This window comes from Nostoc sp. FACHB-152 (assembly GCF_014697475.1).
Classification (GTDB): domain Bacteria; phylum Cyanobacteriota; class Cyanobacteriia; order Cyanobacteriales; family Nostocaceae; genus Nostoc_B.
In genome coordinates, this window is the sequence record NZ_JACJRV010000011.1 from 87,809 (window position 1) to 102,976 (window position 15,168).

A 15,168-nucleotide genomic window follows, 5' to 3' on the forward strand; every position below is an offset into this window, starting at 1 on the left:
AAATTATTTAATTCAAATTTTCTGCTGTTGAATGTCATCTCTTGAAAATTAAGATAAAGCTTGATTTTATAATAGTCAATCCAGAATAAACCTATTGTTATTTTATTGAATAATTAATATTTTTTACCTGTGAATGATTAACTATAAAAATAGTGATCTCTACAGCGAATGTGAATTATATTCCAAAAATGTGAAGCCAATTATGCCAAATGTGAAAAAAGAGAAATAAATGTGTAATAAAAAATAGCTAAATTGATTTTTAGAAATTTTAAATTAAAATCTTTACTGCTGTATACTCAGTTTAAGTAATTGAGATTCCAGGCAAAATAATAGATATTCATATGAGAGTATTTCATCGAAAAGATAATACCTCAGTCAATTACTTATGATGAGATTAATACCATAAAAGCCATGAATTACCTAGAATTTGAGCAAAAATGGAAAAAACTAGAGCAGAAGCCTAGCCAAACAGATGTTGTGCTGGATATGTTAAAAGGGTTGTCTGATATAGAGATTGCTAAAAATAGAGGTATTACCGAAGCAACTGTACGCAAGCATATTTCGACAACCTGCAAAGCCTTCGGTGTCAAAAACCGCCGTAAGTTAGTTTCTTTGTATGAGACTTACAAGCCAGAGCTACTCATAGGTAATAGTGCAATCAACCACACTAAACATATGAGGCAGCCACTAACGGGGCGTGTGCCACTAGATTCGCCACTGTACCTAGAACGGGCCGCAGATGAAAAGTGCAGACGATATCTGCAAGCAGCCCAAAGTAGGGAAGAGTCTTTACCCTTCATTCGGATTAGAGCATCTAAAGGCATGGGCAAGTCTTCACTGCTGGTAAGGCTTTGTCACTTTTTAGAGAAACAGCAAAAGCAGGCAGTTGGCTTTATTGATTTAGGTAGTATTGATTTATCTGAATTCACAGACCTGAACCAGCTTTTGTATCAGTTCACTTATGTGATATCTCAAAAATTTATTAATAAACTTAATAACCATACTCCGCCTGATCTCCAAGATTACTGGCGAAAAGATATTGCATCAGGATTGAATTGCACTAATTATCTCAAAGAACATATCTTCTCTAAAATAGAACAGCCAAAAACTTTATTTATTGATGGAATTGACACTGTTTTAGGTCAAGAAAAAACTCAGAACCCTTTTTTAAATCTGTTGAGAACTTGGAATGAAAGTGAAATGAAACTGGTGAGTGAGGTTCCAATTGTCTGGCCAAGTATAGTAATTGCTTACTCAACAGAGCCATACCCAGAGTATGGCATTAAAGGTTCAATCATGCAAAATGTAGGCATAGAAATAGATTTAAAAGAATTTAGCCTAGATGAAACCCTGGAGTTAGCTAAGAGATACGGCTTAAATTGGAGTTTAAATGAAGTCAATTCACTCAGGCAATTAATTGGTGGTCATCCAGCTTTAATTAATCGAGCATTCTTTGAAATTAGCCAAGGTAATATAACTTTGGCAGAACTAGAGATGGAAGCTACTTCGCTAACTGGCCCTTTTAGATATGATTTACTTAAAAAACTAGACTTACTTGAACCAAATGAAAATTTAAAACAATGCTTTCAGAAAATTTTGCGTGGAGAGAATTGTAATGATGAATTTGCAAATTTTCAGTTAGAAAAAGCAGGCTTAATTAAAGTAGGACAAAAGGGCGTAACAGTATCATGTGAGCTATATAAAAAATATTTTGATTTGCACCTATAAAATTTTACGGCAGTAGTACATTGTATAAGGCTAGCAATTAAGCTAATACTAGTGTAAACTGCAACCAAGGGCTATACACTTCTCAAAACGCTTGTTAGACAAACGTTGTAGGAAAAAGTGGCTAATGGACAGGGCTAATCAGGGAAGCTTTTACCAAATCGAAGCAGGTACATTACCTCTAAATGCACCAACTTATGTAGAGCGAAAAGCAGACGAAAAACTGCGTCAATTTGCTTGTTCTACCCAGACAATTAATCGGGTTTGTTATATTCTGGCTGCCCGACAAATGGGAAAATCTAGCTTAATGGTGCGGATGACCAAACATTTAGCTAACTGTGGGGCAGTTGGCGTTAAAATTTATTTGCAGCAACTAGGCAATGTTGAGTCAGAGAAAGCACTATGGTTTAACCTTTTGCGCTTGATATGCCAACAAGTTGTACTTCGGGAAGGAAACTTAGTTAGTAACCTGGATGCATTTTGGGATAAAAATCCAGGGATACAGCCAACAGTACAATTTGAAGAATTTTTAATTCAGGAAGTACTGAGCAAAATAGATAAAAAAAAGCTAATTATTTTTATCGATGAAATTCAAACATTAACTGACTGGAATTTACAAAATAGTTTTATAGGATTTCTCAAAAACCTCTCAGAAAACCGCGACCAAGTACCGCTTCAAAGACTAAATTTTGTTTTAATTGGAGTCGCTAAACCTTCAGATTTAATTACCAGTAATAGTTACTCCTTCAATTTGGGAGACTATATTGAACTAGGTGGTTTGTTGAAAAAAGACTGTCAACCATTGCTGCAAGGATTAAACAAGGTCACAAGAGAACCAGATAAAGTCCTAGAGTTACTTTTAGATTGGACAGGCGGTCAACCATTTCTTACTCAGGTGCTTTGCCACTTAATAGCCACTGAAGCTCAAATTCCTAATAATTATAATTTAAAAGATTACGTCGAGCGAGTAGTAACCGATAAAATTACCAATGATTGGAAGCTCCAAGATAGACAATCACATCTCCAAGAAATTGAAAATTGGTTTATTCGTGTAACGGACAGCTATAAACATGAAAAATTAAAAGCGATTAGACTTTATAAAAAAATTCTTAATCAAGATATTGTTCATTTTAATGAGCGCGATACAGTGCAATGGGATTTGCTAATTTCAGGTTTGGTTACTAAAAATAATGGTTATTTAAAAGTTACCAACCGCATCTACGAGAGGGTTTTTAATTTAAATTGGATTCATAATCAAGAAAAAAAGCTACAGGAGCATAATATGGTAGATCCCTTAAGCACTATTTATAACAGAGATGTATTTATACTAATTGACCAAAGTGGTTCAATGACTAAACAAGATGCCGCAGACAGCAATTTAAAACGCTGGGATAGTCTCAAAGAAATAGTTATGTCTCATGTAGATATGATCCTCTCTGAAAAAAATAGTCAACAGGAAAAAATTTGTGATTCTATCTATCTAGATTTGTTTAGTAGAAGCAAATTAAGAAGAGAACCCCATCAAATTAAAAAAGCCACTCAAGTTGAGAACATTTTTTTAGAAAATCGACCCGATACATCAACTTTTGTCGTTCCAGCACTGAAGAGAGCTATTAATTATTGGTTCGATAGTCGCGTTCAATCAAAAACTCAAGGTGCTTTTTTTATCATATATACTGATGGTCAATTTGATGATACAAAAGCTTTTGAAGCATTAATAGAAGACACTTGCAAACAAATATATAATGAGCGAGTTATCAAAATTATTGTAGTTGGTATTGGTAAAGATATTGATGTGGAATATTTTCAAAGTTTAAATAATAATCTCCAAGGTAATGTAGATAAAAATGGCAACCCCTGTGATATTTTTGTTTTTGAGTTAGAGACTGAAATGGAAGATATTATTGAACTTATGGAACGTGAAATAAACTAGGATTAATATATCCTTGAACTAAAATTTTTTGAGTAGCTGCCCCTGAATCGTCAAGCTTGAGAATATGCGATCGCTTTATTTAATCCCATCGGTTAGATTATGCTGTCGTTAACCTAGCATCTTCTGTTCAATGACATAAAATGGCAATTTTTGCCATAATTTAGAAAAACAGATTCAGGAAATAACCATTGTGGAAAGTATCAGTATTTCCTTACCTGACACTATGAGAGCTTATGTAGAAGAACAGGTAGCAAAAGGCGGCTACAGTAGTGTCAGCGAATATTTCCGTGAATTAGTACGACAAGACCAAAAGCAGAGAGCAAAAGAACGTCTAGAAACAATGCTTCTCGAAGGATTAAACTCTGGAAATGCAACAGAAATGACTGCTCAAGAGTGGGAAGATATTCGTCAAGCAGTACGAGAAAGAATTAGCATTTAGTTGTTGAATGAGTAATTGTAAGCCAGAGGCTTCTTTTGGTTCTAGCTAAAAAACCTGCTAATCTTTATGCAAGATTAACAGGTTTAGAGATTTTATCAATCGGAGCGGCGGGATTCGAACCCACGACCTCCACTACCCCAAAGTGGCGCGCTACCAAGCTGCGCTACGCCCCGGTCAGAATTATTAATATAGCGCAAAGCTTTAAGAGAATCAAGGGGTAAGTTTAAAAAACTTTGAGTATCTCAGCAGCTTGCAACAGACCAGGTACAGCAGAGGCATTCCATTTACCTTCTACACAGCGTCCTGTATTGAGGATGAAGCGCAGGCTGTATTCATGGGGATAGCCTTCTACCTCCATCCATAATAAATCGCTTTCGGCTTCACAGGCAATTTTTTCCTCATCCATTAATTCGGCTGTGAGTTGTTTCATTGTGTCTGCTAGCTGGGCTAACAGACGGCAAAATTCATTTAACTCGGCTTCGGTTAACTCAATTGCCCAATCATCAGTTCCAACTAAGCCTTTATATTGGGGTGCGTTAGGGTTCCAGCCAATACGCCAGCCAGAACCAGTTTTTATCAGACGTTCCATCTTCAAATTGTAGATTTTGGATTTTAGATTTTAGATTTAAATTCAAAATCACTTTAATAGTTCAGCACCGCCTGTTTGGGGTTTCTGGGGAGTATTTGAGCTAGGGCTAGGAGGTTGGCTGGTATTTTGGACAGAGGGGCTAAAGATGTTGACTAAGGTTTGGACTAAAGCATCTCGTTGCTGACGACTGAGGCGGTTAATGGCGGCGCGATCGCCATCCAGAGGATTTTGCCGTAATATATCACTACCTGGATAGCTCGTATCATATATAGTTTCATTCGCCCCCAAGTAATCAGCCAAAGTTAGCTTCCAGTCTAAACGATAAATAGGCGATCGCTCTTTCACATAAATGTGATAACGGATCAGGCGACTAGCTAAAGTGTTAGTTTCCGCTACTTTCCCATTTTCGTTGCTAATGTACTTGTTTTCTTTGGGCAGGTTGGGCAATTGCTCATAAACTTGCTGCCAAACATCCAATGGACTAATTCTTTGAGCAACAGCAGGCTGAATACCAAATAAAATAGGGCTGGTGAATTTACTTGTGTTTATACTCACAACCAGCCCAGTCACTATTAAAGCAATGATTAATGCTGAATTAAATTTTGCAAGCATCAGCTGAATAATTGATGAAAGCAGACTTGTTTGTTTTTTTGATAGTAATAATTCTGAGAGGATGTTTTAAAAGTATTGGGCGAATATAATTCGCTACTACACAAACTAAGTCCGCCTGCGCGGACTAACAGAAAATTAAGGTTTTTAACCCGCACTGGCGGGTTTTTCCTGTGTAGCCGCGATTTTTAATCGCCGAGGCTAGTATTAATTTAGACTTTCCAAACATCCTCTGAGATGAAGGTGCAATCTGAATACTCCTGTATTCAGCACTTCACCCCAGCACTACTGTTAGATTTCGCCAATAATTTCTGGCTGAGTCAGTTCATCAGACATTTCGATGATTGCCCGTAAAACAGGCTTCATCATCATATCTTCTGAGCTTTCAAAATCTTCATAACGCCGACGCTTGGCACGATTTGCCACCTGAACCGTAATGCGGTAGCGATTCGAGGCTGCACTAATTAAATCCTCGGCACGGTGCATAATTTGAGATTGGGTTGTCTCGAACTTGGAACGCTTGAGCATAATTAATGGTTCTTGGGGACATTCCCCAGTTTAGCAGTACTAGACTAGATACGGCTCTGTATATATAATTCTCAGCGACCTCTCTGTTGATAGAGGTTGATAGTTTTGTATCAATTTATAACTAGTTTGTAAGACTACCTTAATATCATTATTCAAATTCATGGCTAATCTTTTGGAAACTGCTGTTAATGCAGGCAATTTCAAGACTCTAATAGAAGCAGCTAAGGCTGCACAAATCATAGATACTCTTCAAAGCCCTAATATTTTTACAGTTTTTGCACCTACGGATGAGGCTTTTGCCCAACTACCAGAGGGAACATTAGATGAACTGCTGCAAGATACTGCCAAATTGAAGAAAATTGTTAGCTATCATGTTGCTTTTGGCGATGTCAGATCTGATGACTTAGTGCAAATTACAGAAGCGGAGACTCTGGAGGGATCTGTTTTAGCAATTGAGTCTGCTAACGGGAATATTAAGGTGAATGATGCCAATGTTCTAAAAACAGATATTTTGGCAGACAATGGTGTAATTCATGTGATTGATGCAGTCCTCATACCTGCAATGGTTGCTGGACATTAACAAAATAGGGGAGTAGGGAGTAGAGAATACACAAAAATAACGTTAAATCCCTCACTCCCTAGCACCCAATCTCAACAACTCTTTGTGCTTAAGTCCTAGATGGTTTTCCTCAACCCAAAATGCACCCAGTCCGTGGAGGAACAGTTAGAGAAAGTTGTTTAGTTTCTCCATCGTGATTCCAGTCCAATTCTGCGTAGCCAAATAAAAGCTTGCTGGGTTGAGTTTGCAAACGAGTAATGTCTATATTTCCTTTAACTGATGCTGTTCCAGTATTAACAGCAATAATTAATTCTTCTGTGCCTAAGGTGCGTGCAAAAACGTAAAGTGTTCCTTGGGCATACAAAACGTGATATTCGCCTGTACGCAAAGCTGGATAGGTATGGCGAATTTCTATTAGTTGGCGGTGAGTTTTAAGAATTTCTCTGTCCCAATTAGCTTCTAAGGGAAAGCCGCGTCGGGAGTCAGGATCTATTGCACCTGGTAAACCGACTTCATCACCATAATAAATACTTGGCGCACCAGGATAGGTAAGTAAAAGTAGAGTTGATAATTCTACGCTGGCTTGATCGCCGCCGGCAATACTCATCAAACGTGCGGTATCGTGACTAGCAAGTAAGTTGAGTTGAGTTAGCTGAATGTCCCAAGGGTAAAATTGCAGTAGTTCTTGGATTTTAGCGGCGTACTCGGCAGCAAATAAAGGTGGATAAGGTTGATAGTCACGGCTTTGGACTTGTTCTAAGACTACGCGATCGCCTGCGGTAAAAGCAATTGTCGGCCCAGCAAATAAATAATTCATTACGCCGTCAAATTGTGTCCCATCCAACCACTCGCGCGAATCTCCCCACACTTCGCCCACAATATAAGCTTCGGGGTTAATGGCTTTGACGCGATCGCGGAATTCTTGCCAAAAACCAGGAGTTTTAATTTCAAATGGCACATCTAACCGCCAACCATCAATGCCGAGTTTAATCCAATACTCAGCAATTTCCATGATGTATTCTCTAACCTCTGGGTTGTCGTGGTTAAAGACTGGTAAAGCCCGATTATCTGCCCAACCCTCGTAATTAGCCGGGTACTCACCGTTATAAGGAGAAAGCGGCCAAGCGTGAATTTTAAACCAATTTACCCAAGGTGATTGTGGGCCATTTTCCAAAACATCATGGAAAAAGAAAAACCCGCGACTCGAATGATTAAATACCCCATCCAAAACTACTTTAATATTCTTTTGGTGGGCAGCTTCTAGCAATTCTTTGAAGGCTTCATTTCCTCCCAGCAAAGGATCGACTTGATAGTAATCGTGAGTGTGATAGCGATGATTACTAGCCGATTGAAATATGGGCGTGAAATAAATGGCGTTAATTCCTAAACTCTGGATGTAGTCTAATCCTTCAATAATGCCCCATAAATCACCGCCTTTGTAACCTTGGAGTGTGGGCATTGCTTCCCAATCTTCCCAACGGGCTTCATGTAGCAACCGTTTGTGGGGCTGTTTGCTTCTGGCAAAGCGGTCTGGAAAGATTTGGTAGAAAACGGCGTGCTTCACCCAGTCTGGTGTTTGAATTTGCATGGGTAGTTATTTCTGTACCTTCACGAGAGATTGTTGCAAATAGTTAACCAATTATGTCTCTCACTTGTGATGGAAAATAGCTAACTGAAGTATGAAGTATCAAGTATGAAGTTTGAAATTAGGCTAGTTATTCAGGAGCGGGATTGTCATGAAAAATTCTTATATAGGAATCCGGTTTGATATCTGAAATTATTTGTGTAGTTAGGCAATAGGGTTATAGAAGATTAAAGGGTACGGAGTTTTATTCAAAAATCAAATAGGAGTCCCATACATCTTTTTTGGTTAACGGTCAAGAGTTATATCTTTAACTGAGTTTTTACTAAAGTATTTAGATATTTTAGTAATATATAAAAATTTTATATATTAACTATTACTAATTTTCTTTATCTTCTATTGCTTTATATCTCTTAATTTTTCTCTGTTTAACTTTTCCGTAATCTTTTGAAATATGGTTGAATTACTAAAAAACATTTTTTAAAAAGCAGTTAATCTGGATTCTAATTACCGATCGCTGCCGAAAATGAGCAGGATGAAATTTCTTGCCAGAAGGTGGTTTTTTTAGCTAAAAAAACTTATTAGAACTAGTCACAGATGAAAAACTGAATATCAAATATTTTAAAAGACATAATTATATTTATGGCTATCGATTAAAACTATAGATATCCGGATTTTTCGCAAGTGGCAAACCCATAAAAATCAGCTATAACTTACGAATCTAGCATGACTTATCTTGCCAAAAAAATTACTTGTTTTGAACCGAAAAAATAAAGGTAGAAGCCAAAATGAGACACGAAAAATTTTCTCCAGGGTTGCTGTTGGCAGTTCAAGATTATGTACATGAAGGCTTAGAGGCTTTAATGACACACAAGCGATCGCTTGGTATCATGGCTTCCAAAAGTATTGTCAAACCTACCAAGAGTCTGGTTTTTATCTACTGTGACGATAACGCAGACTTAAGCCACCTAGCACAATACGGCATAGAAGTTAATCAAAATACAGGTAATGTACGGACAGCTTTCCTTCCCATTGACAGTTTAGATGCCTTATCAGAAGAACCTGACATCCAGAGGATTAAGCCATCGCGCAAACTAAAACTGCGGATGGATGTTGCCTGCCAAGCAGTAAAGTTACCAGAATTTAAGAACAAAACTGGACTAACTGGTAAAGGTGTCATCATCGGAATTGTTGATAGTGGTATCGACCCAAAACATCCTGCTTTCGCTGGGCGGATTTTACGGTTATGGGATCAAACTCTGCCAGGGCCAGGAGTCAAAGAAGGTGCTTATGGGGCGGAATTAACAGATTCTTTATTGAGTGTTTCTCAAGATACTGACGGACATGGTACTCACGTTGCAGGTATCGCGTCTGGTGCTGATTCTACCTATGGTGGTGTCGCACCAGACGCAGAATTAATCATTATCAAATCTGACTTACAAGATGCCCACATTGCTGATGCTGTCCGCTACATTTTCAGAATAGCGAGTGAGTTAGGAAGGCCAGCAGTGGTAAATCTCAGCATAGGTGGACACGCCGATGCCCACGATGGTACAGACTCCCTATCTAAAGTTATTGACTCCGAAACTGGCCCTGGCAAAATTGTGTGCTGTGCAGCAGGTAACGAAGGTAACGACAATATTCATGGTCAAGCCAAAATAGCCAGTGGGCGGATGAAGGGAATACGCTTTAATGTACCGCTTAGTCAAGTAAACATTGTCTGGATGAATGCTTGGTATTCCAAAGACAGCCAATTAGAAGTTTCTTTACGCAGCCCTAACGGGTTTGTAACTCCCTTTCAAAAAATTATTACTGACGGAAACCCAGCAGTAGATCATCAACTCCCCGATGCACGGGTGCAAATTGTCACACCAAAGCCAGACGCTGCCAACGGTGATCATAATTTCTTTGTGCAGATTCGGGGTAATGGCCCATCGCCAGTTATGGGAGGTATTTGGCAGCTACGAGTACGCAATACATCTTCCCAGGATACCCGGTTAGATGTATGGATGCTAGAAGATACTTGCTCAGTCTTGTTTACAGGTACTAGTGTGAAAGATGCTGTAAAAATTGGTGCGCCCGGATGTGCCAGCAGTGCAGTCACAGTTGCCGCCTACACGACTAAATGTAAGTACACAGATATTGATAGCCAAGTGCGAGAGATGGGCATGGAAGCCAACTGTATTTCTGAGTTTAGTAGTGAAGGGCCACTGCGAAATGATGTGCAGAAGCCAGATGTTGCGGCACCAGGCGCGATGGTTGTTTCGGCACTTTCTTCTAATGCCAATTGTGACCGTTCAATGACGGTTAATTCTAAATTTATGGCGATGGCTGGCAGTAGTATGGCAACACCTTTTGTTACAGGAATAGTTGCATTATTATTGCAGCGCGATCGCAATTTAGATCCCACAGCAGTTAAAGAGATACTCCGCAAAAACAGTTCTATTCCAGGCAAACCAGCCGGAACCTTTGATAATAAATGGGGCTATGGATTGATTAATACCGAAAATCTGTAATAAGTCAGATAAATTCTTGTATCACTTATGTATAAGGGTAGGTAATCAAAATCTAAAAATTTGATAACTTAATGTTAGAGCAGTTAAAACTTGCCTACTCTTTTACTAAGGAAATAGTTATGAACTATCAGAAGTTAGGTGCAGCCCTGGCGACGGCACTCAATGATGTTCAAGACCCAGCAACACCGAGTTTAACTGTATTTATACATACTGAACCTATTTCAGATGCGGCGATCGCAGTTTTACAAAGTGTTGGTGTTAGTGATGTGACTAAAGATAAAGATATCTTTACCACCACATTATCAGCAAATGCAATTTCGCAATTGTCAGAAGAACCTTGGGTAAAATTATTACAACTATCACAACAGTTACGTTTAGTGAATGGCGGAAAAAAAATGCAGAGTTTTACAATTTAACAGCAAAGTAACGCAGAGTCAGCGCAGAGAAATGCAGATTAGATAACACATTGATGCTATTTTTAAGGTTAACTTTATATTAAAAAATTAGCATCTGAGAAAGTTAGTATTAATCAGCGCAGTACTAGCGATCGCCTCGTGATTCTGATAATACAAATGTTCTATATTTGCCGCTCAAGGCAAATATTATCTATCACCAGTAAGAATTTCAAAAATCATCCTTGAGAATATTCGATCCCCCCTTATCAGAGGCTACATACAGTCCTAAACTTAAGGTGAGAGTTGAAAGGCAGTCGGGAGAAATTTTGTGAAAAAAGTTTTAGCAATCATTCTCGGTGGTGGCGCAGGCACCCGCCTTTATCCTTTAACGAAACTCCGGGCAAAACCAGCAGTACCTGTGGCGGGGAAGTACCGTTTAATCGATATCCCTGTCAGTAACTGTATAAATTCGGAAATTTTTAAAATCTACGTCCTGACACAATTCAACTCAGCTTCTCTGAACCGTCACATCGCACGTACCTACAACTTTACTGGATTTAGCGAAGGGTTTGTGGAAGTGTTAGCTGCACAACAAACTCCAGAAAACCCCAACTGGTTCCAAGGTACAGCCGATGCTGTGCGTCAGTACATCTGGCTGTTGGAAGAATGGGATGTAGATGAGTATCTGATTCTCTCAGGGGATCATCTTTACCGGATGGATTACCGTCAATTCATCCAACGCCATAGAGAAACCAATGCTGATATTACTCTCTCAGTAATCCCTATTGACGATCGCCGGGCTTCTGACTTTGGCTTGATGAAAATTAATGATCAAGGTAGAGTTATTGACTTTAGCGAAAAGCCCAAAGGTGAAGCCCTCAAGAAAATGCAGGTTGATACCACTGTCTTGGGTTTAGATAAAGAACAAGCCCAACAACAGCCATACATCGCCTCAATGGGGATTTACGTCTTCAAAAGAGAAGTTTTGATCAAGTTGTTGCGGGAAAAACTAGAAAGGACTGATTTTGGTAAAGAAATTATTCCTGATGCAGCCGAAGATTACAACATTCAAGCCTACTTATTTGATGACTACTGGGAAGATATCGGGACAATTGACGCATTTTACCATGCCAATTTAGCCTTGACCCAGCAGCCGCAGCCACCTTTTAGCTTCTACGATGAAGAAGCACCAATTTACACCCGTCCGCGTTATCTACCGCCCACTAAGTTACTAGATTGCCACGTCACCGAATCCATTATTGGTGAAGGCTGTATTTTGAAAAACTGCCGCATTCAACATTCAGTGTTGGGAGTGCGATCGCGGATTGAATCGGGCTGTATCATCGAAGAATCGTTGCTCATGGGTGCAGATTTTTATCATGCTTCCGTTGAGAGTCATGGCAAAATTAACGAAGATAAAATTGGTATAGGCATTGGTAGAGATAGTGTGATTCGTCGGGCGATCATTGATAAAAATGCTTGCATCGGTAATGATGTGAAAATTATCAATAAAGATAACGTCCAAGAAGCTGACCGCGAAAACCAAGGCTTTTACATCCGTAGCGGTATTGTAGTTGTCTTGAAAAATGCCGTCATTCGCGATGGAACGATAATTTAGTCATTGGTCATTGGCTAAAGACTATTGACCAATGACAATGGACAAATGACTCAACTACTATTGCTCATTGGTCTTCCCGGTAGCGGTAAGTCAACTTTGGCAAAACAGTTAATTGCTGAATGCCCCCAGATGCAGCTGATTTCTACAGATGCTATCCGGGGGCAATTGTTTGGCGATGAAATAATTCAAGGGCCGTGGTTCCTAATTTGGCAAGAACTTGAAAGACAACTTCAGCAAGCAGTGACAGCAAATACATCAGCTATTTTTGATGCTACTAATGCGCGAAGATGCGATCGCCGCGAACTCATTACCTTAGGGCGTGACTTAGGCTTCACTCAAATTACAGGAATTTGGCTGACTACTCCAGTTTGGCTATGTTTAGCACGAAATAAACGCCGCACCCGTAGAGTTCCCGAAGAAGTTATCTTACGGATGCATCGCCACCTGCGGGATGCGCCACCAAGCTTAAATGAAGGATTCGACGGTTTGATTAAGTTAGGGTAAAAAGTCAAAAAGAAGGGTGTGGGGGGTTGGGTGTAGGGTGTTGGGAAAACTAGTGTGAGCTTCTACTAATTAAAGACTGCCAAATCTTTGATAGTGACGGGGGCTTCCAGTTGGCTGCGGGGCAGGGTGTACAAAAATACATTTTTCTTTCTACCCACTACACCCCACACCCTGCACCCTACACCCTAGTTTCAGTCAATGGTCATTTGTTCTTCTCTCCCCCCTGCACCCCTGCCCCCCTCACTGCCCCCCTGCCATTTCCCAAAGTACGGAAATTTCCCTGGTGCATTGAGCAAGAACCACACTTGATTTTGTGTATTGTTTGTTAATTTAAAATCAGAATCTAATTGCTTGGCATTATACCTAGCAAAATATAAATCTCGCATCTTACAAAAAAAACTTAAAGTAAATTTCTACAGGAGGCTGGTAGATGGCTACAACCGACTTTAAAGACTATTACTCACTTTTGGGAGTTAGTAAAACTGCCAGTCCAGAGGAAATTAAACAAGCTTTTCGTAAACTAGCCCGGAAGTTTCACCCTGATGTCAATCCCGGCAACAAGCAAGCAGAAGCGCGTTTTAAAGAAGTAAACGAAGCCTACGAAGTATTATCTGACCCAGATAAGCGCAAAAAATACGACCAATTTGGTCAATATTGGAAACAAGTTGGTCAAGGCTTCCCTGGCGGCGGTGCGGCTGGCGTTGATATGGGTGGCTTCGACTTCAGCCAATATGGCAGTTTTGATGAATTTATTAATGAGTTGTTAGGCCGCTTTGGTGGTACGGCTGGCCCTCGCCCGACTGGTAGCCAAAACTACTCTTATCGTACTTCCACAGGTAGACCAGGTGGCGGTTTTGGCGGCTTTAATGATTTTGGCTTCCAAGATATGGGTGCAGGCGCGGGTGCTGCCCAAGATACAGAAGCGACAATTAGCTTGACTTTCTCGGAAGCGTTTGCTGGTGTGCAGAAGCGTTTCAGCTTAGGCAATGAAACAATAGATGTACGCATTCCGGCTGGTGCTAAACCCGGTTCTCGCTTGCGAGTGCGGGGCAAAGGACAAATTAACCCGATGACGCAACAACGGGGAGATTTATATTTAAAAGTTGAACTGCAACCCCACCCATTCTTTCAAATAGAAGGGGATAATTTGGTCTGTGAAGTGCCAATTACACCCGATGAAGCCACTTTAGGTGCTTCTATTGATGTGCCTACACCCGATGGCAATGTGAATGTTAAGCTGCCTGCGGGGGTACGTTCTGGGCAATCATTGCGTTTACGGGGCAAAGGCTGGCCTTTACCCAAAGGTGGACGTGGTGATCAGATGGTGAAAGTAGCGATCGCACCACCAAAAGAACTCAGCCAACAAGAACGCGAGTATTATGAGAAAATCAGGGCTATACGTACCTATAACCCCCGCAGTCATTTACAACAAGTGAAGTTATAATTCGTAATTCGTAATTCGTAATTTATAGTTCAAGATTTAATTACGAATTACGGAATTATGTATTAGATTGACGCTGTTCCATCAAAGTTTGCATTCGAGATTTAAAAGCTTCGATAAGCTCTGGGGTGGGTTGGGTAGTTTGCCAAGAAGAACGCTGCATCAACCTTTCAGACCAAGCAGTTAATTTTTGGTAGTTAGTGAAAGGAAAATCTACAATAGGTAACAAAGGTACTGCACATCCAGCCACTATATCAGCTAGGGTTAAATTTTCACTACCAAAATATGGGCTATCTCCTAATAACTTTTCTAGAAATTCTAGCCCTATAGCTATTTTTTGTTTTGCTTGTTCTAGTTTCTGCAAATCTTCGCCACCAGGAAAACCCATCATTTTATAGATTAACGGATTCATCGCAGATACTAATTCATTGACTGTTGCCATTTCTACCATCCGCACAATGGCTAAATCTTTGGGATTAGTGGGCAGTAAGCTAGGGCTAGGATGTTTTGCCTCTAAATAATCTAAGATAGCTAAGGATTCCACCACATTAAAGCCATCATCCACTAAAACTGGAACGCGGTGGAAAGGATTCATCGCTAAAAATTCTGGTTGCAGTTGATCACCATCTAGTTTTACGTCTACTAGGTCAAAATCTAATTTTTTTTCTAGCAGCGCAATCCACACTCTCCGCGAGTTCATCGAGAGATGGTTGTGATAAAGTTTCAGCAT

General features: G+C 39.8%; 14 protein-coding genes and 1 tRNA gene. 9 read left to right on the top strand and 6 right to left on the bottom strand.

What is annotated here, in order from left to right:
* The first annotated feature begins 411 nt into the window (after positions 1 to 411).
* The 3 genes from H6G76_RS12055 to H6G76_RS12065 all read left to right on the top strand — a co-directional run bounded on the left by H6G76_RS12055 (position 412) and on the right by H6G76_RS12065 (position 4,097).
* Positions 412 to 1,728: an AAA-like domain-containing protein gene (locus tag H6G76_RS12055; protein ID WP_190700276.1), complete on the top strand. Its 1,317-nt coding sequence runs from the start codon at positions 412 to 414 to the stop codon at positions 1,726 to 1,728.
* A gap of 124 nt (positions 1,729 to 1,852) precedes the next feature.
* A complete protein-coding gene (locus H6G76_RS12060; RefSeq protein ID WP_190700279.1) occupies positions 1,853 to 3,658 on the top strand; it encodes an AAA-like domain-containing protein in 1,806 nt (601 codons plus the stop codon).
* Positions 3,659 to 3,848: 190 nt separating this feature from the next.
* Complete coding sequence (locus H6G76_RS12065; RefSeq protein WP_190700282.1) at positions 3,849 to 4,097, top strand: type II toxin-antitoxin system ParD family antitoxin; 249 nt, start codon at positions 3,849 to 3,851, stop codon at positions 4,095 to 4,097.
* A 99-nt stretch (positions 4,098 to 4,196) separates the two neighbouring features.
* Here H6G76_RS12065 and H6G76_RS12070 read toward each other — a convergent pair.
* The 4 genes from H6G76_RS12070 to H6G76_RS12085 all read right to left on the bottom strand — a co-directional run bounded on the left by H6G76_RS12070 (position 4,197) and on the right by H6G76_RS12085 (position 5,823).
* A tRNA-Pro gene (locus H6G76_RS12070) sits at positions 4,197 to 4,270 on the bottom strand.
* Between the two features lie 50 nt (positions 4,271 to 4,320).
* Positions 4,321 to 4,686 carry a DUF1818 family protein gene (locus H6G76_RS12075; protein ID WP_190700285.1) on the bottom strand — a complete coding sequence of 122 codons (366 nt, stop codon included), beginning with the start codon at positions 4,684 to 4,686 and terminating at the stop codon, positions 4,321 to 4,323.
* A 48-nt stretch (positions 4,687 to 4,734) separates the two neighbouring features.
* Positions 4,735 to 5,298, bottom strand: coding sequence for a hypothetical protein (locus tag H6G76_RS12080; protein ID WP_190700288.1), 564 nt, complete (start codon positions 5,296 to 5,298; stop codon positions 4,735 to 4,737).
* 288 nt (positions 5,299 to 5,586) lie between these two features.
* Positions 5,587 to 5,823 (bottom strand): DNA-directed RNA polymerase subunit omega, encoded by a 237-nt coding sequence (locus H6G76_RS12085; RefSeq protein WP_190700293.1) that lies wholly within the window; start codon positions 5,821 to 5,823, stop codon positions 5,587 to 5,589.
* A 160-nt stretch (positions 5,824 to 5,983) separates the two neighbouring features.
* On the opposite strand from H6G76_RS12085, the gene H6G76_RS12090 reads away from it, so the two are divergent.
* Positions 5,984 to 6,403, top strand: a complete 420-nt coding sequence (locus H6G76_RS12090; RefSeq protein ID WP_190700296.1) for a fasciclin domain-containing protein — start codon at positions 5,984 to 5,986, stop codon at positions 6,401 to 6,403.
* 109 nt (positions 6,404 to 6,512) lie between these two features.
* Here the strand turns inward: H6G76_RS12090 and H6G76_RS12095 are convergent, their stop codons facing one another.
* On the bottom strand, positions 6,513 to 7,970 hold the full coding sequence (locus H6G76_RS12095) for a glycoside hydrolase family 13 protein (RefSeq protein ID WP_190700299.1): 1,458 nt from the start codon (positions 7,968 to 7,970) through the stop codon (positions 6,513 to 6,515).
* 782 nt (positions 7,971 to 8,752) lie between these two features.
* On the opposite strand from H6G76_RS12095, the gene H6G76_RS12100 reads away from it, so the two are divergent.
* From H6G76_RS12100 to H6G76_RS12120, 5 genes are all read left to right on the top strand, one after another.
* The gene (locus H6G76_RS12100; RefSeq protein WP_190700302.1) at positions 8,753 to 10,480 is read left to right on the top strand and encodes a S8 family peptidase; all 1,728 of its coding nucleotides are present in this window, start codon (positions 8,753 to 8,755) and stop codon (positions 10,478 to 10,480) included.
* 119 nt (positions 10,481 to 10,599) lie between these two features.
* Positions 10,600 to 10,896, top strand: coding sequence for a hypothetical protein (locus H6G76_RS12105; protein ID WP_190700306.1), 297 nt, complete (start codon positions 10,600 to 10,602; stop codon positions 10,894 to 10,896).
* 307 nt (positions 10,897 to 11,203) lie between these two features.
* Positions 11,204 to 12,493: a glucose-1-phosphate adenylyltransferase gene (locus H6G76_RS12110; protein WP_190700309.1), complete on the top strand. Its 1,290-nt coding sequence runs from the start codon at positions 11,204 to 11,206 to the stop codon at positions 12,491 to 12,493.
* 45 nt (positions 12,494 to 12,538) lie between these two features.
* Positions 12,539 to 12,997 (top strand): AAA family ATPase, encoded by a 459-nt coding sequence (locus tag H6G76_RS12115; protein WP_190700312.1) that lies wholly within the window; start codon positions 12,539 to 12,541, stop codon positions 12,995 to 12,997.
* Positions 12,998 to 13,427: 430 nt separating this feature from the next.
* Positions 13,428 to 14,441 (top strand): DnaJ C-terminal domain-containing protein, encoded by a 1,014-nt coding sequence (locus tag H6G76_RS12120; protein ID WP_190700315.1) that lies wholly within the window; start codon positions 13,428 to 13,430, stop codon positions 14,439 to 14,441.
* 55 nt (positions 14,442 to 14,496) lie between these two features.
* Here the strand turns inward: H6G76_RS12120 and H6G76_RS12125 are convergent, their stop codons facing one another.
* On the bottom strand, positions 14,497 to 15,168 hold the full coding sequence (locus H6G76_RS12125) for a glutathione S-transferase family protein (RefSeq protein ID WP_190700318.1): 672 nt from the start codon (positions 15,166 to 15,168) through the stop codon (positions 14,497 to 14,499).

What these genes read in the sequence shown, in the direction of transcription:
- H6G76_RS12105 (WP_190700306.1), top strand. Translation starts at nt 10,600, where the DNA reads ATGAACTATCAGAAGTTAGGTGCAGCCCTGGCGACGGCACTCAATGAT.
- H6G76_RS12125 (WP_190700318.1), bottom strand. Translation starts at nt 15,168, where the DNA reads ATGCTGAAACTTTATCACAACCATCTCTCGATGAACTCGCGGAGAGTG.
- H6G76_RS12115 (WP_190700312.1), top strand. Translation starts at nt 12,539, where the DNA reads ATGACTCAACTACTATTGCTCATTGGTCTTCCCGGTAGCGGTAAGTCA.
- H6G76_RS12085 (WP_190700293.1), bottom strand. Translation starts at nt 5,823, where the DNA reads ATGCTCAAGCGTTCCAAGTTCGAGACAACCCAATCTCAAATTATGCAC.
- H6G76_RS12060 (WP_190700279.1), top strand. Translation starts at nt 1,853, where the DNA reads ATGGACAGGGCTAATCAGGGAAGCTTTTACCAAATCGAAGCAGGTACA.
- H6G76_RS12075 (WP_190700285.1), bottom strand. Translation starts at nt 4,686, where the DNA reads ATGGAACGTCTGATAAAAACTGGTTCTGGCTGGCGTATTGGCTGGAAC.
- H6G76_RS12095 (WP_190700299.1), bottom strand. Translation starts at nt 7,970, where the DNA reads ATGCAAATTCAAACACCAGACTGGGTGAAGCACGCCGTTTTCTACCAA.
- H6G76_RS12055 (WP_190700276.1), top strand. Translation starts at nt 412, where the DNA reads ATGAATTACCTAGAATTTGAGCAAAAATGGAAAAAACTAGAGCAGAAG.
- H6G76_RS12080 (WP_190700288.1), bottom strand. Translation starts at nt 5,298, where the DNA reads ATGCTTGCAAAATTTAATTCAGCATTAATCATTGCTTTAATAGTGACT.
- H6G76_RS12120 (WP_190700315.1), top strand. Translation starts at nt 13,428, where the DNA reads ATGGCTACAACCGACTTTAAAGACTATTACTCACTTTTGGGAGTTAGT.
- H6G76_RS12090 (WP_190700296.1), top strand. Translation starts at nt 5,984, where the DNA reads ATGGCTAATCTTTTGGAAACTGCTGTTAATGCAGGCAATTTCAAGACT.
- H6G76_RS12100 (WP_190700302.1), top strand. Translation starts at nt 8,753, where the DNA reads ATGAGACACGAAAAATTTTCTCCAGGGTTGCTGTTGGCAGTTCAAGAT.